This is a genomic window from Aquabacterium lacunae, assembly GCF_004310865.1.
In the GTDB taxonomy this organism is placed as follows: Bacteria; Pseudomonadota; Gammaproteobacteria; order Burkholderiales; family Burkholderiaceae_C; genus Aquabacterium; species Aquabacterium lacunae.
Window position 1 is genome coordinate 17782 of record NZ_SIXI01000008.1, and the last position, 19077, is coordinate 36858.

Consider the following 19077-nt stretch of genomic DNA (forward strand, 5'->3'; position numbering starts at 1 on the left):
ACATGCAGCAAACAAAATTGCCCCTCGTGGCACCTCACTGGAGACACCCATGCGCACTGCCCGCCGCCTGTTCACCGCCCTGGCCCTGGTGGCCTCGCTGGGCGCCGCCTTTCCTGCCCTGGCCGCCGGGTACGAACGCGGCCCGGCCCCCACGGCGGCTGCGCTCAATGTGGCCGGCCCCTACGAGGTGGCCTCGTTCAAGATTTCGGCCACCGACGCCAAGGCCCAGGGTTATGGCGGTGCCACCGTGCATTACCCCAAGTCCCAGGGCGAGACCTTCGGCGTGGTGGCCCTGATGCCAGGCTTCCAGGCATTCCAGCTGGTCTACGACGGCCTGGTCAAGAAGATCGCGTCGCACGGCTTTGTGGTGGCCAACCTCGACAGCCTGGCCCGGGGTGATTTCCCCGACGCACGCGCCACCCAGCTGGCGGCCGGCCTGAAGCATGTGGTCAGCCTGGCGCAGCAAGGCCAGGCTCCCTACGCCTCGGTGGCCGACACCTCGCGCCGTGCCGTGATCGGCAATTCGATGGGCGGTGGGGCCACCTTGAGTGCCGCCCAGGCCGACCCCAGCCTGAAGGCGGCTGTGGCCCTTCAGCCCTGGCACACCACCAAGAGCTTTGCCCAGGTGCAGGTGCCCATGCTGATCGTGGCGTGCGAAAAGGACACCATTGCGCCCAACAAGACGCACTCTGACCCCTTCTACGCCAGCCTGCCGGTCACGCTGCCGCGCGCCGAGATCGAGGTGCGGGGTGCCAGCCACCTGTGCGCCACCTTCCTGGCCAGCAAGGCGCAGCTCAACACGATGAACAAGGCCACGGTGTCGTGGCTCAAGCGTTTCCTGGACGATGACATGCGCTACGACCCGCTGGTCAAGGGCGGCATCAGCGAAGGCGAGTTCTCGCGCTTCATCGTCGAAGGATTCTGAACAGGGGCGAAAGCCTTTGTCGGGTGTGAGGCCCGTGTTCTTTGGTTCAGTTGGGGCGGCTTTCGAGCCGCCTTTTTTTCTCGGCGGCACGGGCCACACAGGCCAGGCGCTCGGCGTCGGTCATGGTGCGCCAGGCGCGGATGTCGTCCACATGGCGGCCACAGCCGATGCAGAACCGCTCGTCATCGAGCTTGCACAGGCTGCGGCAGGGGCTGGGCACCTGGCCGGTGGGGGCGGGGTAGGTTGACATGGGGCGGCACTGTAGCGCACCGCCCTGGCCGCGTCACAAGCCCTGCCAGGGCGTGGGGGTTCTGGCCGGGTGACTCAGGCCCCCAGGCCCACGCTGCGGCGGCGGCGCGCCAAGCGCCAGACCAGTGCCGCGCCCATCAGGCCCATCAGGCCCGTGGTGGGCTCAGGCACGGCCGTGGTCACGCCAAGGGAGCCGCCCAGGCTCACGTCACGGCCCGCTTGCACGATGAGGTCGCCCGGCAGACCGCCCGAGTCTGCGGGGTCGCGCAGTGTCACCTGGCCTCCTGACACCCGGGGCGGCGGGTTGCCGGTGCCCGGGCTGGAAGCGTCCAGCACCACCGTGCCGGCGGGGCTGAAGATCTTCACGTCAGAGGCGAGCTCCAAGCGGCCGGTGGCCGTCATGTGCACCGAAGTGGCCGTCAGTGACAGGCCCGACAGGCTGAGGTCATTTCCAGCTTCCAGGCTGATCGAGCCCGACCGGCTCAGTCGCACGTCGTTCAGCACGCCTTGCAGTGACAGGTTGCCCGCGCAGCGCAACGACAGGTCGGTGCCGTCCAGCACGGTCAGGGTGCTGTCGCAAGACAGTTGCAGGCCGTCGGCCAGGTCGGTGGCATGGGCGGCCGTGCCGCAGGTCAGCGCGAGGAAAGCCAGCGCCAGCGAGGTGCAACGTTGAGAGGTGTTCATGAGAGCCCTGAATTGTTGAATGGCGCCATGATGCGCCACATCGTGGAGGCTTCAAGGCCCCTGCATGGTGGGGTCCTTGCAAGACGCACGCGTGACGAGCCATGAGCCGGCTGACCCAGTTCACAATGCACCCAGGAGGCCCGCACCATGCCCTTGCCCGACGACACCCGCGCCATGCTGCACACCGTGTTGCAACGCCAGCCTGTGGCCGCCCTGGCCACCCTGCACGGCGGCGTGCCCGCGGCCTCGATGGTGCCCTATGCCCTGATGCCCGACGGCCGCCTGGTGATCCACGTCAGCCAGCTGGCCACCCACACCGCCGACATGCAGACCGAGCCTCAGGTGGCCCTGCTGGTGACGGCGCCGCAAGACACCTCGCCCACCCCGCTGGCCCTGCCGCGCATCAGCCTGCAGGGTCTGGCCCAGCCATGCCCCACAGACCATGCCGACCACGCCCAGGCGCGTGCGCTCTACCAGACGCGTTTCCCTGACAGCGAGCCCCTGTTCGGTTTCGGTGATTTCAGCCTGTTTCTGGTCGAGCCCACGCAGGTGCGTTTCGTGGCGGGTTTTGGTCAGGCCCATGCCCTGACCGGCGCGGCCTGGCGGCTGCTGATGGCCAACGCGCCGTGAGCCCCAAGGCCCTGCCCGCGGTCGATCCCGACCGCTGCACTGGCTGCGGTCGCTGTGTGGCGGCTTGCCCGCCCAAGGTGTTGTGGCTGGAGGCCGTGCACCCCAAGGGCTGGGGGCCCAAGGTGTCCGCCTTGCATGACCCAGGGCACTGCACGGGCTGTGCGCGGTGTGTCGTGGTGTGCCCGTTCGAGGCCATTGCCATGGTGCGCACCGCAGGCAGCAACGGCTGACCGGCGAGGCAGGTCCGGCGCTCAGCGCGCGCCGAACACCTTCTTGAGGATGGCGCTGCCGGTGCCCACCGGGTCTTGCCGGATCTTGCGCTCTTCTTCGCCGATCAGGGTGTAGAGCCCGTCAAGCGTCTTGCCCGTGACATAGCGCTCGATGTTGGCGTCGTCGCCCTTGAGCAGGCCGGTGCTGGCCAGCTTGCCAGCCACGCGGTTGTAGCTTTTGGCCAGGTCGACCTGTTGGGTGGCGCGGGTGACCACGGGCAGGAACTTCTCGCCCAGGGGGGCGCGGGTCTTGTCGGCAAAGAACTGGGTGACGGCGTTGTCGCCGCCCGAGAGGATCTGCTTGGCGTCGGTCACGCTCATGGTCTTGACGGCGTTCACCAGCAGGTCTTTGCCCATGGGCACGGCGGCTTCGGCGGCGCGGTTCATGCCGGTGACCAGCTCGTCGACCTTGCGACCCTGGCCGGTCATGCGCAGCACGCGGGCGGCGTCTTCCAGAAAGCCGGGCAGCTCGATCTTGACCTTGGGGTTGGCCAGGAAGCCGTCGGGCTGGCCCAGCAGGCTGACCGCGGCCAGCGCGCCCTTTTCCAGGGCAGCCTTGACGCCGGCGCTGGCGTCTTTGCTGGACAGGTCGGCCAGGCTCAGGGCCCAGGCTTGCTGGTGCGCGGCGGCCACGAGCAGGCCGAGGGAGGTGTGGTGCAGGAATGTGCGACGTTGCATGGGGCCCCGGTCAGGTCAGAGTGGGCGGGGCAGAAGGCGCCCCCAGCCCATGCCGCACTGTAGGCCAAGGGCGGCGCGCCTGCCATTGCCTCAAGTGACGAGGTCAGGGCGCGGCCTGGGCGCGCTGGCGGGCCTGGTAGAGCATGTCCAGCGTGATGTGCCGCACTTCCAGCTTGCTTTGCTCGATGTGGGCGCGCAGCAGGCGCTGGGCCTCGTCGCTGCGACGGCGGGTGATGGCCCGCAGGATGCGGGCGTGTTCGTCGTAGGTGGCGTCTACCCGGCGGCGCTGGGTGAAGTCCAGGCGCCGGATGATGCGGATGCGCTCGGTGATGTCGGCGTGCACGCGCACCATTTCCTGGTTGCCCGTGGCCTGCACCAGGGCGTGGTGGAAGGTTTCGTCCAGCCGGTCGACCGGCAGGGCGGCTTGCAGGCGCTCGGCCTCGGGCACCAGCCAGTCGTGCGCCAGGGCCTTGAGCGTGGGGCGCTCTTCCATTTCGCACAGGCGGGCCACGGCGTGGCACTCCAGCAGCACGCGCAGGTCGTAGAGCTGGTCGAAGGCCTCGAAATCGAGCGGGCTGACCCGCCAGCCGCTTTTCGGGAACACCTGCAGGAAGCCTTCGCGTTGCAGGCGTTGCAGGGCCTGTCGCAAGGGGGTGCGACTGACCTGCACGCGCTGGGCCAGGTCGCTCTCCGAGAAGCGGTCGCCCGGCAGCAGCTGGAAGTCGAAGATCAGCTGCTTGATCTCGGCGTAAGCGCGCTCGGCCAGCGTGAAGGCGCTGGGCGCGACACGCTCGGTGGCGCTGGGGGCAGCGAAGGCTGGGGCGGGCAGGTTCATGGGTCTGGGAAGGGCGGCACCATGCTCACGTGAGCGGCCACGATTTTCCAGCCTTCGGGCAGGCGCGCCCAGGTCTGGGTCTGGAAACCGTGCAAGGGGGTGTCGCTGCGGGTGAACTCGCATTGGGCCACGGCCAGGTCGGGCCCGAAGCTGTGCAGGCGCACGCGGTGCAGTGCCCGCGTGAAATCGGGGGCTGGCACCTGGGCCCGGTAGCGCACCAGGGCTTCATGGCCCAGTTGCTTGTCGGCGATGCCGTACCGCGTGACGCGCGGGTCGCACCAGAAGAAGTCGTTGAGGGCCTGCACGTCGTTGGCCATCAGGGCGGCTTCGTAGCGGGTGAACTCGGCCTGCAGTTCGGCGCACACGGCCGGCAGGTCGATCTGGTCGGGGGTGATGCTCATGAGGCGAGGGCTTTCAGCACCGCGGTGCTGGGGGCGGTCCACCCCACGATGGCGCCCTGGGCGCGCACCATGGCCAGCGTGGCGGCCTTGAACGCGAGGAAGTAGCTTTCGGTGCAGTCTTCCAGCAGCAGGCAGTCGTAGCCCCGGTCATTGGCTTCGCGCATCGTGGTCTGCACGCACACCTCGGTGGTGACCCCTGCCACCAGCAGGTGCGTGATGCCGCGGGCCTGCAGCTCGGCTTGCAAGGGGGTGGCGTAGAAGGCGCCCTTGCCGGGCTTGTCGATCACGACCTCGCCGGGCTGTGGCGCCAGCTCGGGCACGATGGCGTGGCCGGGCTCGCCATGCACCAGCAGACGGCCCATGGGCCCCGCGTCGCCAATGCGCAGGGCGGGCTGGCCGCGGTCGCGCTTGGCGGGCGGGCAGTCGGACAGGTCGGGCACATGGCCTTCGCGGGTGTGCACCACACAGCCCCCGGCAGCGCGCCAGGCGGCCAGCAGGGCCTGCAGCGGCGCGATGATGGCCTGCAGGGGGCGCACGTCGTTGCCCAGCGAGGCACCAAAGCCGCCGGGCTCGACGAAGTCGCGCTGCATGTCGATGATGACCAGCGCGGTGCGGGCCAGCTCGAAGGTGTAGGCAAAGGGTTGGGCAGGCAGTGTGATCATGCGGCGGCCTCCAGGGGCGCGTGGTCGTGGCCGCCCATGCAGGCGCCCAGCACATGGCGGTCGGCGTCGGCGGCGTCGCATTCGTGCACGATGCGGCCTTCGCTGATCACCACGATGCGGTCGGCCAGGCGCAGCAGCTCGTCGAGGTCTTCGCTGATCAGCAGCACCGCACCACCGCCATTGCGCACGGCCATCAGGCGTGCATGGATCTCGGACACGGCAGCAAAGTCGAGGCCGAACACCGGGTTGGCCACCAGCAGCACGTCGACCTGGCCGTCGAGTTCGCGGGCCAGCACGGCGCGTTGCACATTGCCCCCGGAAAGCGAGCGGATGGGCGCGTTCTCGCCTTGTGTCTTCACGCGGTAGGCCTCGATCAGGGCGCGGGCCTGCTGGCGCAGCAAACCGCCACGCACCCAGCCGGCACGGGCCACTGGCGCCTGGTCGAAGCGGCGCAGGCCCATGTTACGTGCCACGCTCAGGTCACCCACGCAGGCGTTGCGCAGGGGCTCTTCGGGCAGGCTGCGCACGTTCAGGCGCTGGTTCTGCTCGCGGGTGGCGCGGTAGGCCTCCTTGCCGATGTACACCTGCCCACCCAGCCGTTCGCGCTGGCCCACCAGGGCTTCCATCAGCTCGCGCTGGCCATTGCCCGACACGCCGGCCACGCCCACGATCTCGCCGGCGCGCACCTGCAGCGACAGGTTCTGCACGGCGGCCTCGCCCCGGTCACCGCCCACCTGCAAGCGGTCGATGCGCAGGCGGATGGGGCCTTGCGGGAAGGGCTCGCGCGGCATGCGCTGCCCGGCGGTGCCGCCCACGGCCGAGACCAGGCCTGGCGATGCCGCGGCCTGGCCTTGTGCTTCGTCGGTCAGGCCCATCATCTCGGCGCCCAGGCGGGTGGGGGTGGTGTCGGCCACACGGTGGCTGCCCATGAGTTGGCCGCGGCGCAGCACGCTCACGTCGTCGGCCACTTCCATCACCTCGCGGAACTTGTGCGAGATCATGATCACGCTGACCTCACCGGCGTGCGCGCGGTCGCGCAGCGCGCCCAGCACCTCGTCGGCTTCCTGCGGGGTCAGCACCGAGGTGGGCTCGTCCAAAATCAGCAGCCGCGGCTTCAGGTACAGCTGCTTGAGGATTTCGAGCTTCTGCTTCTCACCGGCCGACAGGTCCATGGGCCGCGCGTCGAGGTCGAGCCGGAAGGGCGTGGTGGCCAGGAAGGCTTCCAGTTCGGCGCGCACCTGCTTCCAGTGGATGATGGCGGGCAGCTCGCCCTTGGCCAGCAGCAGGTTCTCGGCCACCGTCATGCCGGGCACCACGGTGAAGTGCTGGTAGACCATGCCGATGCCCAGCTGGCGCGCCACCACGGGCGAGGCGATGGCCTGCTCGCGGCCGTCGATCAGCACGGCGCCTTCGTCCGGCAGGTGGTAGCCCACGATGGCCTTGACCAGGGTGCTTTTGCCCGCGCCGTTTTCGCCCAGCAGGGCATGCACCGTGCCGGGCCGCACCTCGATGTCGACGTGGTCGAGCGCGGTGAAGCTGCCAAAGCGCTTGGTGAGCTGGTAGGTGGACAGGGCCAGTGCGCCTGCCTTGCGCGGGGTGGGGTCGAGGGGGGCGGTCATGCGGCCATTTCCCTTCTGAACACTTCGAGGGTGCGGGCCTTCACGCGCACGAACTCGGGGTCGGCCACCGACTCGGGCCTGCGCGGGCGCGGCAGGTGGAAGGGCACGATCTCGGCGATGCGGGTGGGGCGGCGGGTCAGCAGCAGGATCTCGTCGGCCAGGAACACGGCGTCTTCCAGGTCGTGCGACACGATGACCATGGTGGTGCCGGTGGCCAGGTGGGCCTCCTGCAGCTTTTCGCGGATGAACAGGGTCATCTCGAAGTCGAGCGCGGAAAACGGCTCGTCCAGGAACATGACCTCGGGGCTGGGGGCCAGGGCCCGCATGATGCACACGGTCTGCTGCTGCCCGCCCGACAGTTCATAGGGGTAGCGTTTCAGGTCGAAGCGGATCTCGAACAGCGCGATCAGCTCGTCCACCCGGGCCTGCACGGCCGCTTCCTTCATGCCCTGGCGTCGCAAGGGGTAGGCGATGTTGTCGCGGGCCGTGAGCCAGGGGAACAGCGCATCGCGGTAGTTCTGGAACACGTAGCCGATCTGCGTCTGTTTCAGGGTCTTGCCGTCGAACAGGATCTCGCCAGCGTCCAGCGGGATCAGCCCGGCGATCATGTTCATCAGCGTCGATTTGCCGCAGCCGTTGGGCCCGAAGATCGAGACGATGCGCCCGCGTGGCAGGTCGAGGTGGAAGTCGGTGTAGAGGGGCTGGCCGGCAAAGGCCTTGCTCAGGCCACGCACCGTGACGTGCGGGCGGGCCGTGGCCACCACGGGGTCGATCAGGGCGCTCATGCTTTGCCGCTCCAGTGCACGATGCGTTGTTCGATCAGCAGGAAGGCCAGGTTGAGCAGGTAGCCCAGGGCGCCTGTGATCAGGATGGAGGTGTACATGTCCTTGACGTTGAACACCTGCTGCGCATCGATGATGCGGTGCCCCAGGCCGGTTTCCGAGCCGATGAACATTTCGGCCACGATCACGATGACCAGCGCCATCGACACCCCGGTGCGCAGGCCCACGAAGGTCTGCGGCAGGCTCTCCATCAGCATCACGTCCTTGAACACGTGCCAACGGCTCACGCCCATGATCTGAGCGGCCATCACGCGGGTTTTCTTGGCGTTCATCACGCCGTAGGCGCTGTTGAACAGCACCAGCAGCACGGCGGCAAAGGCCGCGATGGCGATCTTGTTGACGTCGGTGATGCCGAAGATCAGCAGGAACAGCGGGATCAGGGCCGACGAAGGCGTGGAGCGGAAAAAGTCGATCAGGAACTCGACGCTGCGGTAGGCCAGGACCGAGCTGCCCAGCATCACGCCCAGGGGCACGCCGATGGCCACGGCGATGCCGAAGGCCGACAGCGTGCGTGTGAGCGTGGCCATGAAGTCTTCGCGGATGGCCCCGGTGTGCGTGACCTCCCACAGGTGGGCCAGGGTGTCACCCGGTGGGGGCAGCAGCACCGGCTTGACCCACTGCGCCGAGATCACCAGCTCCCACAGGCCGAACAGCAGCAGCGGGCCGATCAGCGGCAGCCAGCGGGTGGACAGCCAGGGACTGGACCAGTTCAGGGGCACACGCATGGGGGCCTCCGGCTCAGCCGCCGTAGATCAATGACTTGACCGGCACCGGGCGCGAGAAGATCTTGCGTTCGGCGAACACGTCGAAGAACTTCTGGAAGTAGCTCAGGTCCGACGGGGTGAACTCGTTGTACATCACGAAGCCCGACAGCGGCACCTCCTTGACCAGGGTCTCGTCAATGGCGGTGAAGCCGTCGAGGTGTCGACGCACATCGGCCGGGTTCTTGCGTACGAAATCCACGGCCTTGGCGTAGGCCGCGATGTACTTCTTCGCGGCCTCGGGACGCTCTTTCAGGAAGGTGGTGGTGAGCGAGGCCGAGCCGCCGAACCAGGGCGCATCGGCGGCCCCCAGCACGTACTTGGCGATCACGCCGTTTTCCAGCACGCGGGTCAGGCCCTTGAGCCGGCCCGAGGTGCCGGTGGGCTCCAGCGTGTACACGGCATCGATCTGGCCGGCGGCCAGGGCGGCCACGTGCTGGCCGATGGGCAGCTCGGTCACCTTGGCATCGGCAATGCCGTTCTTCTCCAGGATGATCTTGGCCAGCGTGACGTTCTGGATGCCCGGGCCCGAGGCCACACGCTTGCCCTTGAGGTCGGCGATCGATTTGACCGGGCTGTCGATGGGCACCACGAACTGATCGAGCACCAGCTTGTGGTTCGAGGGGTTGGAACAGATGATCTTGAACAGGCCAGGCGAGGTGATCTCGGCCAGGGCCAGCACAGCCGAGGCGGTGCCGTTGGCCGAGCCGTGGATGCGCCCGGCGATCATGGCCTCGGCCACCTGTTGCGCGCTGGCGAACTTCACGCCCTCCACGTTCAGGCCCGCCTCCTTGAAGAAGCCCCGCTCAAGCGCGGTGAACAGGGGCAGGCCCGAGGCCACCGGCCAGAAGCCGATGAGGATCTTGTCGTCCTGCGCGTGTGCGGTGGGCACGCCGGCCCCCAAGGCCAAGGCGGCGGCCGAGGTCTGGATGAACTGGCGACGGGAGGAGGTCTGGCGTGGGTTCTGGCTCATGGCGTGGGGTGGCGGTTGGGCAAGGGGGAGGTTGAAGGGCTCAGGCCGCCTGCGCGGCCACGGCGGGCCAGGCGCGGGTGGCTTGCAGCACGGCCTTGGAATCGGTGAAGGCGCCGAAGACGCCCCCCTGCATCTGGATCATCGAAAACGCGGCGGCGTGGTTGCCGGGGTCGGTGGCGCCGGTGCAGTCGGTCAGCATCACGCACTCGAAGCCGCGGTCATTGGCCTCGCGCATGGTGGTGTGCACGCACACGTCGGTCGTGATGCCCGTGAGGATCAGGTTCTCGATGCCACGGGTGCGCAGGATCAGCTCGAGGTCGGTGGCGCAGAAGCTGCCCTTGCCCGGCTTGTCGATGATGGGTTCGCCCGCGACGGGGTAGAGCTCGGGGATGATGTCCCAGCCGGGTTCGCCCCGCACCAGGATGCGGCCGCAAGGCCCGGCGTCGCCAATGCCCACGCCATTGGTGCCGATCTGGCGCGAGCGCCAGCGCTTGTTGGCCGGCAGGTCGCTCAGGTCGGGGCGGTGCCCTTCGCGGGTGTGGATCACGTGCATGCCCACGCGGCGGGCTTCGGCCAGCAGCACCTTCAGCGGCTCGATGGGCGCACGCGTGGCGCTGATGTCGTAGCCCATCTTGTCCACGTAGCCACCCACACCGCAGAAGTCGGTCTGCATGTCGATGATGACCAGCGCCGTGTTGGTGGGGCGGAAGTCGCCGTTGTAGGGCCAGGCGTAGGGGCGGGCATCCACGAAGGTGGTGGGGTTCATGCGGCGTCCTTCAGGTCGGGTTGTGCGGTGGCTGCAGCGGCGGTCAGCAGGTTGGGCTCGCTGCCCTGGAAGTGGCGGGTGGGCGGGGCGAAGCCGCAGCTTCGGCCGTCGGTGTGGGCCACTTCAGCCTCCCAGGGCAGGCGTGCGGTGCTGGCCACCATGTCCTGCATGAAGGTGTAGGGGCAGTCTTGCGCGCCACCCTTCACGGCCACATAGCCGCGGTGGAAGAACTGGTAGATGTTGTTCTCGACGCCCCAGTGCTGGCGGGCTTCGCGCACCAGGTCGGCGCGCACTTCGGCGCACACGATCTCGTCGGGGCGGCCACCGCCTTGCGCCATCACGGTGCCATCGAAGTTGCACACCATGGCCTCGCCCATGGAATCGAAGGTGCCGTCGCTGCCGCACAGGCACACGCTGGCCGTGACCATCAGATTCTGGAAGGCGTTGGCCTGGTTGGTGATCTGCCAGGCGTGGCGAATGGGCGCTGTGTAGCCCGCGGTCCGGATCATGACTTCGGCGCCCTGGTAGGCGCATTCGCGCGCCATCTCGGGGAACATGCCGTCGTGGCAGATGATGAGCGCCAGCTTCACGCCCTTGGGCCCCGTGATGACGGGGATGCCCATGTTGCCGGGCTCCCAGGGCTCGACCGGCACCCACGGGTGGTACTTGCGGTAGTACAGCTGCAGCTGGCCCTGGTCGTCGATGACCAGGCCGGTGTTGTAGGGCATGCCGCCGGGGTTCTTCTCCATGATCGAGAAGCAGCCCCAGATCTGGTGCGCCACGCACGCGGCCTTGAAGGCGGCCACCTCTGGGCCATCGAGCGTGACCATCAGTTCATCGGCCGTGCTCATGCTCAGGCCGTGCAGCGAGTACTCGGGGAACACCACCAGGTCCATGCCCGGGTAGCTGCGGCGGGCCTTGCCCACCATCTCGACGATGCGCTGCGTTTGCGCCGCCAGCTGGGTGGGTGTGTCGACCACGGGCAGCTGCAGCTGCACCAGGCCCATCACCATGCCCGAAGGCGTCTTGTTCAATCCACCGAGTCCGCTCATGCCTGTGCTCCGTGTTGATCAGGAAGAAATCTGCGCTCAGCGCGACATGCCCAGTTCCAGCGGCGCGCCTTGCAGCGAGCGTCGCGGGCTGCAGGTCCACAGCAGGATCAGCAGGGTCAGCGCATAGGGCACGGCGTTGAAGAGGTGGTAGCCCCAGCCGATGCCCACCGACTGCAGGGCCGGGCCCAATGCGCCCGCACCGCCGAACAGCAGGGCCGCGCCCAGGCAGGCCATGGGGCGCCAGCGCGCGAAGATGACCAGGGCCACGGCGATCAGGCCCTGCCCGCTCGACAGGCCTTCGTTCCAGCTGCCCGGGTAGTGCAGCGACAGCGAGGCCCCGCCCAACCCGGCGATGAAGCCACCCGCGGTGGTGGCCAGCACGCGCACCGTGTTGACGGAATAGCCCAGGGCGCGTGCGGCGTCGCTGCTGTCGCCGGCCATGCGCACGATCAGGCCCCAGCGCGTGTTGGCCAGGGCCCAGGCCAGGAAGGCCGCCAGGGCCACGCCCAGAGGGAACAGCGCATTGATGCGCAGTGCGGCCTGCACCTGGGGCGAGCTGCTCCAGGCGCCCAGCTCCAGCGCCGGGATTTGCGCGGCCTGCGGTTGGATCAGCGGTTTGCCCAGGTAGAAGGCCAGGCCCGCACCCAGCAGCATCAGCGCGATGCCGGTGGCGATGTCGTTCACACGGGGCAGCGAGCACAGCAGGCCGTGCAGCAGCGCCAGCAGGGCGCCGGCGCAGCAACCGATCAGCACGCCCAGCCAGGCCGAGCCCGTGAGGTAACTGCCGCCAAAGGCCGCCATGGCCGACAGCACCAGCACGCCTTCCAGGCCCAGGTTGATGCGGCCCGATTTCTCCGTGAGGCATTCGCCCAGGCTCACGAACAGGAAGGGCGTGCCCACGCGGATGGCACCGCCCAGCACGGCCACCGCCACATCGCCCCACAGGCCGAGGGTGCTGAAGGTGCTGACATCGCTCATGCGGCCTCCTTGCGCTTGCGCAGTGCGGCCAGGGCTTCGCGTTGAAGCCGCTGGCGGCTGGTTTCGTGGGTGGGCTCGGCTTGCCCGGCCATCTGGGCGCGGGCCGTGAGCCACGGGCCCAGGCGGCCGCGCCAGGCTTCAGCGGCCAGGATCAGCACGAAGGCAAAGCCCTGCAGCACCAGCACCGAGGCATCGGGCAGGTCGAGGCGGCGTTGCAGCAGGCTGCCAGCCGCGCCAAAGCCGCCAAACAGGATGGCCACCGGCACGATGGCCAGTGGCTGGTGGCGGGCCACAAACGACACCAGGATGCCCGTGTAGCCCAGCCCCACGATCAGGGAGGCATTGGCCGAGGTGTGCACAGCAGCCACTTCGATGCCACCGGCCAGGCCGGCACCCGCGCCACCCAAGGCACAAGCGGTGAGGATCAGGCGGTGGCTGGGCAGGCCCACCAGGCGCGCAGCGCGCGCATTGCCGCCCACCACCCGCGTGGCAAAGCCATGCGTGCTGCCCAGCAGCCACAGGCCCGCGGCCACGCAGGCCACCACGCCCCACACCAGGCCCCAGTGCACCTCCCAGCCGGGCAGCAGGCCCAGCAGGTTGGTCTCGGGCAAAGGCAGGGTCGAAGGCTTGTTCAGGCTGGCCGGGTCGCGCAGCGGGCCTTCCACCCAGTGTTTGAACAGGCCGATGGCCAGGTAGCCCATCAGCAGCGAGCCGATGGTTTCGTTCACGCCGCGGAACTGTCGCATGGCGCCCACCAGCGCGATCCAGGCGGCCCCTGCGGCCGCGCTGGCCACCAGCACCAGCACCGTGCCGGGCACGCCCACGGGCAGCGGCATGAACATGGGCAGGGCGGCGCAGGCCAGGCCGCCCAGCACCAGCGCCCCTTCCCCGCCGATCACCATCAGGCCGGCCTGGAAGGGGATGGCCACGCACAGGGCCGTGAGCATCAGCGGGGCGGCCCGCTGCAGCGTGTTCTGCCAGGAAAAAGCGTCGCCAAAGGCGCCTTTGAACAGCAGCACCCAGGCCTCCACCGGGCTGGCGCCGCCCAGCCACACAAAGCCGCCGAACAGCAGCACCGCGCCAGCCAGGGCCAGCAGCGGCAGGCCCAGCGCGTCGAACAGGTTGGCCGCGCGCAGGGGCCAGGCGGAAGGCAGGGTGCTGCTCATGGGGCTCAGACCTTGCCGATCACGCCTTCGACCAGCCAGTTCATGCCTTCCAGGGCCACGTCGGTCTGCTTCATCACGGTGCCCTTGGGAATCACCACCTTGCCGGTGTTGTCCTTGAGCTCGCCCTTGAAGATCTCGAACTCGTCCTTCAGCATGGCGGCCTTGATGGCATCGGCCTGCTTGCGTGCGCCTTCGGGCACCATGGCGCCATAAGGCGAGGTCTTCACATAGCCTTCCTTCAGGCCACCGCGCATGAAGTTGGGGTGCGGCTTGCCGGTGCGTGCGGCGTCCACGATCTGCTTGTAGGGCGTGACCCAGTTCCACTCGGCGCCGGTCAGGTAGGCGTTGGGCGCCAGCTTGGCCTGCGAGGCGTGGTAGCCACACACGAACTTGCCGCGCTTGGCCGCGGTTTCCACGATCACCTTGGGGCCGTCGACGTGCATGGTGAACACATCGACGCCCTGGTCGGCCAGGCTGTTGGTGGCCTCGGCCTCTTTCACGGGCATCGACCAGTCACCAGTGAAGATGACCGAACAGGTGATATCGGGCTTGACCGACTTGGCGCCCAGCGTGAAGGCGTTGATGTTGCGCAGCACCTGCGGGATGGGCTTGGCCGCGATGAAGCCGATCTTCTTCGACTTGGTCATGTGGCCGGCGATCACACCGTTGAGGTACTGGCACTCGTCGATGTAGCCGAAGAAGCTGCCCACGCTCTTGGGGTGCTTGGCCGCATCCCACAGGCCGCCGCAGTGCGAGAAGCGCACGTCGGGGTTCTTCTTGGCCACCTCCAGGATGTGCGGGTTGAAGTAGCCGAACGAGGTGGGGAACAGCAGCGTGGCGCCGTCCTGCGAGATCATGCCCTGCATGGTCTTTTGAACGGCCTGGGTTTCCGGCACGTTCTCTTCGCCCACCATCTGGATGCCGGGCATGGCCTTGATGGCCATGGCGGCTTCGTAGTGCGATTGGTTGTAGCCGAAGTCGTCCTTCGGGCCGACGTAGATCATGCCGATCGTCAGGGGCTTCTGGGCCCAGGCGGGCAAGGCCAGCCCTCCGGCGGCCAGCGAAGCGCCCGTGGCGCCCAGGGTCTTGATCCAGTCCCGACGATTCCATTGATCCAGTGACATGCGCATCTCCTTGCACCAGCGTGTTGCAGGCATCGGCCCGGCATGCACCGCCACACAGCAGGCGGGCACTCGGGTGATGTACCGACTGGTATACAAGCGAGAGGCGTGCCAGCCTTGTCGCCAGAGATCCCTTTTCCGCGCACCCTAATTTGTGACATGATCCGTTGTCAATTATTCGAGGAGACACGATGTTCTATGCCCTCAACAAGATCGCGCTGATCGCCTTTTACCTGGTCACCCTGGCGTCTGTGTTCGTGGTGCTGCCTGCGCCCCTGACGCCCGAGATCACCCACTGGATGCAGCTGGGTGCCCTGGGCCTGCTCGCCGCTCACCTGCTGGAGATCGCGGTGTTCCGCAAGGCCGTGGCCCTGTACCGCGGCCCCTTCGTGGTCAGCGCCCTGCTGACCCTGCTGTTCGGCTTCCTGCACTGGAAGCCCCTGGCCGACGCGCGCCGCTGAGCCTCTGAGCTCCTGAGCCGCGCGGCCTGCAGGTGGGCGGTGGCGCTTGGGTACCATGCGCACATGAGCCTTGACGCCCCCTGCCCACCCGCCGATTCCCTGAACCAGTTACAGCAGGCGCTGCGCGCGTTCGCGCAGGCCCGCCAGTGGGGGCCTTTCCATGCGCCCAAGAACCTGGCCTCGGCCCTGGTGGTCGAAGCCGGCGAGCTGCTCGAGCCCTTCCAGTGGCTGACCGAGGCACAAAGCCGCGCCCTGCCCCCCGACGTGCACGAAGCGGTGCGCCTGGAAATGGCCGACGTGCTGCTGTACCTGGTGCAGCTGGCCGACAGCCTGCAGGTGGACCTGGTGCAGGCCGCCCAGGACAAGATGCGCATCAACGAGGGGCGCTTCCCGGTGCCGGCGGACAAGGCCTGAAGGTTCTTTGACCGATGACGAGCCCTTCCGCGCCTGAGCTGCCCTGGTGGCGCTTGCCCCATGGCCCTTTGCTGGCAAGCCTGTACGCGGCCCAGGGTCTGCCCTTCGGGTTCTTCACGCTGGCCCTGCCGGTGCTGTTGCGCGAACAGGGCTGGTCGCTCAAGGCGCTGAGCCTGCTGCAGTTCCTGGCCCTGCCTTGGGCGCTGAAGTTCCTGTGGGCGCCCTGGCTGGACGCCCACGGCCATTCGCGTCGCTGGCTGCTGGGCCTGCAGGGCGGCGCTACCGTGCTGGCCCTGGCCATGGCCGTGTGGCAACCCGGCGCTGACAGCCTGGCCTTGCTGGCCGTGGTGCTGCTGTTCAACCTGCTGGCCGCCACCCAGGATGTGGTGACCGATGCCCTGGCCGTGCGCCTGCTCGATGGGCCGCAACGTGGCCTGGCCAATGCCTTGCAGGTGGGTGCCTACCGCGTGGGCATGATCCTGGGCGGCGGTGGCTTGATGTGGTTGTATGCCCGACACGGCAGTGGCTGGATGTACGCGGCCATGGCAGGCGCCCTGGCCCTGACCTTGTGGCCCGTGTGGCGTCTGCCTGCCGGGGCCCCCACCGATGCCCACACCGACCGCCGGGCTGCAACCCCGCCGGCCCGAAGCCTGGCACCAGCTCAGGCGCATGGGCTTTGGCTTCACTGGTGGCGCCGCCTGTGCACACCACCAGTTCGCACCTTGGCCCTGTTGATCCTGGCCTATCGGCTGGGTGAGCAGATGGTGGGCTCACTGGTCATGCCTTTCATGGCCGACCTGCAAGTGCCCAAGGACACGATGGCGCTGATCAAGGGCGTGGCCGGCTCTGGCACCTCCTTGCTGGGTGCGGTGCTGGGTGGCTGGTTCATGTGGCGCTTCGGCCGCCGCGCGGCCTTGTGGTGGGCCGGCCTGATGCAGGCCTTGTCTCTGGGGCTGTATGCGGTGGTGGCGGTGGGCTGGGGGGGCATGGCCTGCCTGTGGACCGTCACCATGCTGGAGGGCTTGGCAGGCACCATGGCCACCGTCGCCCTGTTTGCCTTGATGATGGACGTGTGCGAACCTGAGCATGCGGGCACTGACTACACCGTGCTGGCCAGCGTGGTGGTGGGGGTGTCGGGCCTGGCCAATTTGCTGGCCGGTGTGCTGGGCGATGCAGTGGGCTACACAGCCACCTTCGTGCTGGGCACCGTGCTGGCTGTGGTTGGCGTATGGGTGCTGGTTCGCTGGCTGGACCATCACCCTGTGCACCCCCGGGTGCAGGCGGTCTGGCGGCCCTGAGAACGTCGTGCGGTACAGGGTCCTTCAGTGCAGGGTGCGCATGGGGGCTTGGGGGCTGTCCATCGGCAGGGGCGAGGCGGCATGCGTGTCGGTGCGAGCCCCCCCCGCCATTGGCAACTCGAAGCTGAAAGTGGTGCCCACCTGCTCTTCTGAGCGCACCTGCAAATGTCCGCCCATCATGTGCAGCAAGCGCTGGCTGATCACCAGGCCGATGCCCGTGCCCGGAAGGCCGCTGTGTTCACGGCCCAGTCGGTTGAAGGGCTCGAACAGGTGCCCCAGCTGATCGGCGCTCATGCCCAGGCCGGTGTCGCGCACCTCCACCGCCAGCCGGCCCTGACTGGGCACCAGACTCACATCGACCCGACCACCACTGCGGTTGTACTTCAGTGCATTGCTCATCAGGTTCAGCATCACCTGCTTGAGGCGAGTGGGGTCAGCCAACACAGGCAGGTGCGAGCCGGTCGTCATCACACGCAGGCTCAGGCCCAACCGAGCCGCATCGGTCTGCAGCATGTGCTCACATTCGCGCGCCACCTGGGCTGCATCCACGGGCCCGATCTGCACTTTCAGCGTGCCCGATTCGATGCGCGAGACATCCAGCACCTCGCTGATCATGTCCAGCAGGTGCTGGCCCGAATCGATGATGTGCCGCATGCGTTCGCGCTGCCGGGCGCTCAGGGGCTCCTGGCGGTCCATCTCCAGCAACTGGGCAAAACCCAGCACGGCGTTCAACGGTGTGCGCAGTTCATGGCTCATGCGCGACAGGAACTCGGTCTTGGCCAGGCTGGATGCCTCAGCCAGGCGCTGTGCCTCCAGGGCTTCTCGTGCAGCACGCACGGCGCTCACGTCTTGCAGGTAGGCCGACAGCCCGGTTTCGCCAGGGAACAGCCGCACCTCCAGCCACAGGTTGAGGGCGGGCAGGTGGCATTCGAAATGCTCGGCTTCGTGGCGCCGCATGGCGCGCTCGAAATGCGGCCGCAGCACCGTGATGTCGGCCGGTGCCAACACGTCCCACAACACCAGGCCCAGCAAGGCTTCACGGGGTTCGCACAGCAGCGATTCGGCGCGGGCGTTCACGTGGCGTACGCACCATTGCTCATCGACGAGAACGAAGCCGTCGGTGATGGCTTCCAGCACGGTTTCAAGTCGGTGCAGTACCGCGTTGCGTTCGTCGTCATGAGCTTTCAGCCGGCGGCGCATGGTGTCCAGCCCTTTTTGGAGCGAGGCGAATTCGCGCACCCGGTGCTCGACGGGCTCGGGCTCGTCGACAAAGCCCAGTGTGATGCGATTCATCTGGTCGAGCAGACGGTCGGTGGGGCGCATCACCCGGTGGCGAGCCAGCCACCAGGCCAGGCCCAGAGTCACTGAAAAAAGCAGCAGCGTCGAGCCCACCAGCCAGCCCAGCGCCTCTTGCAAGCCGGCCGACAGCGTGGCCTGCGGGATGCCGATCACCACGCTCCAGCCCGACACGCTCGAATGCACGAAGGCACTGACCACTGGCGTGCCCTCCAGCGTGACGGTCTCGATCTGCCCCTCTTGCTGGCGGGTCACGGCCTGCACCAGGTCAGGTACTGCGTAACGACCGATGTGGCGGGCCATGTCGTGGCTGCGCGCCACGATGCGCCCTCGACTGTCAAGGATGGCGCACACGTAGTGGGGCGGCAGGTGCTGTGACTTGATGACGTCGAGCAAACGCTCGGGTACCAGCCCGGCATTGAGCACGTAGACCACACGCCCTTCCCGCAGCACCGGCACACCCAGGGTGACCGTGGGTTTGCCGGTGACAGGCCCGGTGAACAGGTCGGACAGCACGGGGCGTGGCTTGTCGAACACCGACAGCAGCACCGGGGGCGTGTCGGTGGTGGGCAGGGGGGCATCGGGTGGGCGCAGGGTGTTGAGGCGCTGTTGGCCTTGCCGATCGATCAGCACGTAGTTGGTGATCTGCTGGGTGGGCAAGGCATGGCTGGCTTCGGCATGGAAGGCCCGCAGGTCGTCTTCGGCCAGGGCGGTGGTGGCGGCCAGCACGCGCAGCCCGCTTTCAATGCCGGTGAGGTCACGGTCGAGTGTGGCTGCCGTGGCCCGCGCCGCGCTGAACAGCCCCCGCAAGGTGTTCTGCCGGCTTTCCTGATAGTCACGGAACACCAGAAGCCCAGCCACAATGGCAGCCGGCAGCACACAGGCTGCGACCAGCACGGCCAGGTTCGTTCGCATCCGCCAAGGGGGCCCCGACATGGTTGTCTCCCGGCTGTGTTTCCCGCGTGATACGGCGTACGTCCGGTGTGCAGTAGACCAC

Annotated in this window: 22 protein-coding genes; 6 read left to right on the top strand and 16 right to left on the bottom strand. The window is 68.0% G+C overall.

Annotated features, from left to right (window positions below; all coding sequences use genetic code 11):
* Positions 1–49 precede the first annotated feature (49 nt).
* Positions 50–925 (top strand): alpha/beta hydrolase family protein, encoded by an 876-nt coding sequence (locus EYS42_RS15645; protein ID WP_130969140.1) that lies wholly within the window; start codon positions 50–52, stop codon positions 923–925.
* A gap of 46 nt (positions 926–971) precedes the next feature.
* Here the strand turns inward: EYS42_RS15645 and EYS42_RS15650 are convergent, their stop codons facing one another.
* Positions 972–1175 carry a DUF1289 domain-containing protein gene (locus EYS42_RS15650; protein WP_130969141.1) on the bottom strand — a complete coding sequence of 68 codons (204 nt, stop codon included), beginning with the start codon at positions 1173–1175 and terminating at the stop codon, positions 972–974.
* Positions 1176–1249: 74 nt separating this feature from the next.
* The gene (locus EYS42_RS15655; protein WP_130969142.1) at positions 1250–1858 is read right to left on the bottom strand and encodes a PEP-CTERM sorting domain-containing protein; all 609 of its coding nucleotides are present in this window, start codon (positions 1856–1858) and stop codon (positions 1250–1252) included.
* 147 nt (positions 1859–2005) lie between these two features.
* Here EYS42_RS15655 and EYS42_RS15660 point away from each other — a divergent pair, with 147 nt between their 5' ends.
* Both EYS42_RS15660 and EYS42_RS15665 read left to right on the top strand, forming a co-directional pair.
* On the top strand, positions 2006–2488 hold the full coding sequence (locus EYS42_RS15660) for a HugZ family pyridoxamine 5'-phosphate oxidase (protein WP_130969143.1): 483 nt from the start codon (positions 2006–2008) through the stop codon (positions 2486–2488).
* Positions 2485–2718 carry an ATP-binding protein gene (locus EYS42_RS15665; RefSeq protein ID WP_130969144.1) on the top strand — a complete coding sequence of 78 codons (234 nt, stop codon included), beginning with the start codon at positions 2485–2487 and terminating at the stop codon, positions 2716–2718. Before EYS42_RS15660 ends, EYS42_RS15665 begins: the two co-directional genes overlap by 4 nt.
* Before the next feature lie 21 nt (positions 2719–2739).
* Here EYS42_RS15665 and EYS42_RS15670 read toward each other — a convergent pair whose 3' ends face one another.
* From EYS42_RS15670 to EYS42_RS15730, 13 genes are all read right to left on the bottom strand, one after another.
* Complete coding sequence (locus tag EYS42_RS15670) at positions 2740–3435, bottom strand: DUF4197 domain-containing protein (protein ID WP_130969145.1); 696 nt, start codon at positions 3433–3435, stop codon at positions 2740–2742.
* A 103-nt stretch (positions 3436–3538) separates the two neighbouring features.
* Positions 3539–4270 (bottom strand): GntR family transcriptional regulator, encoded by a 732-nt coding sequence (locus EYS42_RS15675; RefSeq protein ID WP_130969146.1) that lies wholly within the window; start codon positions 4268–4270, stop codon positions 3539–3541.
* Positions 4267–4671 (bottom strand): oxalurate catabolism protein HpxZ, encoded by a 405-nt coding sequence (hpxZ, locus tag EYS42_RS15680; RefSeq protein ID WP_130969147.1) that lies wholly within the window; start codon positions 4669–4671, stop codon positions 4267–4269. The genes EYS42_RS15675 and hpxZ overlap by 4 nt, the downstream gene beginning before the upstream one ends.
* Entirely contained in the window at positions 4668–5333 is a 666-nt protein-coding gene (locus EYS42_RS15685; RefSeq protein WP_130969148.1) for a cysteine hydrolase family protein, read from the bottom strand. The genes hpxZ and EYS42_RS15685 overlap by 4 nt, the downstream gene beginning before the upstream one ends.
* Positions 5330–6952: an ABC transporter ATP-binding protein gene (locus tag EYS42_RS15690; protein WP_130969149.1), complete on the bottom strand. Its 1623-nt coding sequence runs from the start codon at positions 6950–6952 to the stop codon at positions 5330–5332. The genes EYS42_RS15685 and EYS42_RS15690 overlap by 4 nt, the downstream gene beginning before the upstream one ends.
* Positions 6949–7737, bottom strand: coding sequence for an ABC transporter ATP-binding protein (locus EYS42_RS15695; RefSeq protein ID WP_130969150.1), 789 nt, complete (start codon positions 7735–7737; stop codon positions 6949–6951). Before EYS42_RS15695 ends, EYS42_RS15690 begins: the two co-directional genes overlap by 4 nt.
* Complete coding sequence (locus EYS42_RS15700) at positions 7734–8519, bottom strand: ABC transporter permease (RefSeq protein WP_130969151.1); 786 nt, start codon at positions 8517–8519, stop codon at positions 7734–7736. The genes EYS42_RS15695 and EYS42_RS15700 overlap by 4 nt, the downstream gene beginning before the upstream one ends.
* Positions 8520–8532: 13 nt before the next feature.
* Positions 8533–9528, bottom strand: a complete 996-nt coding sequence (locus EYS42_RS15705; protein ID WP_130969152.1) for an ABC transporter substrate-binding protein — start codon at positions 9526–9528, stop codon at positions 8533–8535.
* A 40-nt stretch (positions 9529–9568) separates the two neighbouring features.
* A complete protein-coding gene (gene biuH, locus EYS42_RS15710; protein WP_130969153.1) occupies positions 9569–10294 on the bottom strand; it encodes a biuret amidohydrolase in 726 nt (241 codons plus the stop codon).
* Positions 10291–11346: a formamidase gene (locus EYS42_RS15715; RefSeq protein WP_130969154.1), complete on the bottom strand. Its 1056-nt coding sequence runs from the start codon at positions 11344–11346 to the stop codon at positions 10291–10293. Before EYS42_RS15715 ends, biuH begins: the two co-directional genes overlap by 4 nt.
* A 36-nt stretch (positions 11347–11382) precedes the next feature.
* The gene (locus EYS42_RS15720; protein ID WP_130969155.1) at positions 11383–12324 is read right to left on the bottom strand and encodes an ABC transporter permease; all 942 of its coding nucleotides are present in this window, start codon (positions 12322–12324) and stop codon (positions 11383–11385) included.
* Complete coding sequence (locus EYS42_RS15725) at positions 12321–13490, bottom strand: ABC transporter permease (protein WP_130969156.1); 1170 nt, start codon at positions 13488–13490, stop codon at positions 12321–12323. The genes EYS42_RS15720 and EYS42_RS15725 overlap by 4 nt, the downstream gene beginning before the upstream one ends.
* A 5-nt stretch (positions 13491–13495) precedes the next feature.
* A complete protein-coding gene (locus EYS42_RS15730) occupies positions 13496–14614 on the bottom strand; it encodes a BMP family ABC transporter substrate-binding protein (RefSeq protein ID WP_130969157.1) in 1119 nt (372 codons plus the stop codon).
* Between the two features lie 188 nt (positions 14615–14802).
* Here EYS42_RS15730 and EYS42_RS15735 point away from each other — a divergent pair, with 188 nt between their 5' ends.
* The 3 genes from EYS42_RS15735 to EYS42_RS15745 all read left to right on the top strand — a co-directional run bounded on the left by EYS42_RS15735 (position 14803) and on the right by EYS42_RS15745 (position 16784).
* A complete protein-coding gene (locus EYS42_RS15735; protein WP_130969158.1) occupies positions 14803–15072 on the top strand; it encodes a hypothetical protein in 270 nt (89 codons plus the stop codon).
* A gap of 63 nt (positions 15073–15135) precedes the next feature.
* Complete coding sequence (locus tag EYS42_RS15740; protein ID WP_130969159.1) at positions 15136–15486, top strand: nucleotide pyrophosphohydrolase; 351 nt, start codon at positions 15136–15138, stop codon at positions 15484–15486.
* Between the two features lie 14 nt (positions 15487–15500).
* Positions 15501–16784, top strand: a complete 1284-nt coding sequence (locus tag EYS42_RS15745) for an MFS transporter (protein ID WP_130969160.1) — start codon at positions 15501–15503, stop codon at positions 16782–16784.
* Between the two features lie 24 nt (positions 16785–16808).
* Here EYS42_RS15745 and EYS42_RS15750 read toward each other — a convergent pair whose 3' ends face one another.
* The gene (locus tag EYS42_RS15750) at positions 16809–19016 is read right to left on the bottom strand and encodes a sensor histidine kinase (RefSeq protein ID WP_130969161.1); all 2208 of its coding nucleotides are present in this window, start codon (positions 19014–19016) and stop codon (positions 16809–16811) included.
* Positions 19017–19077 lie beyond the last annotated feature (61 nt).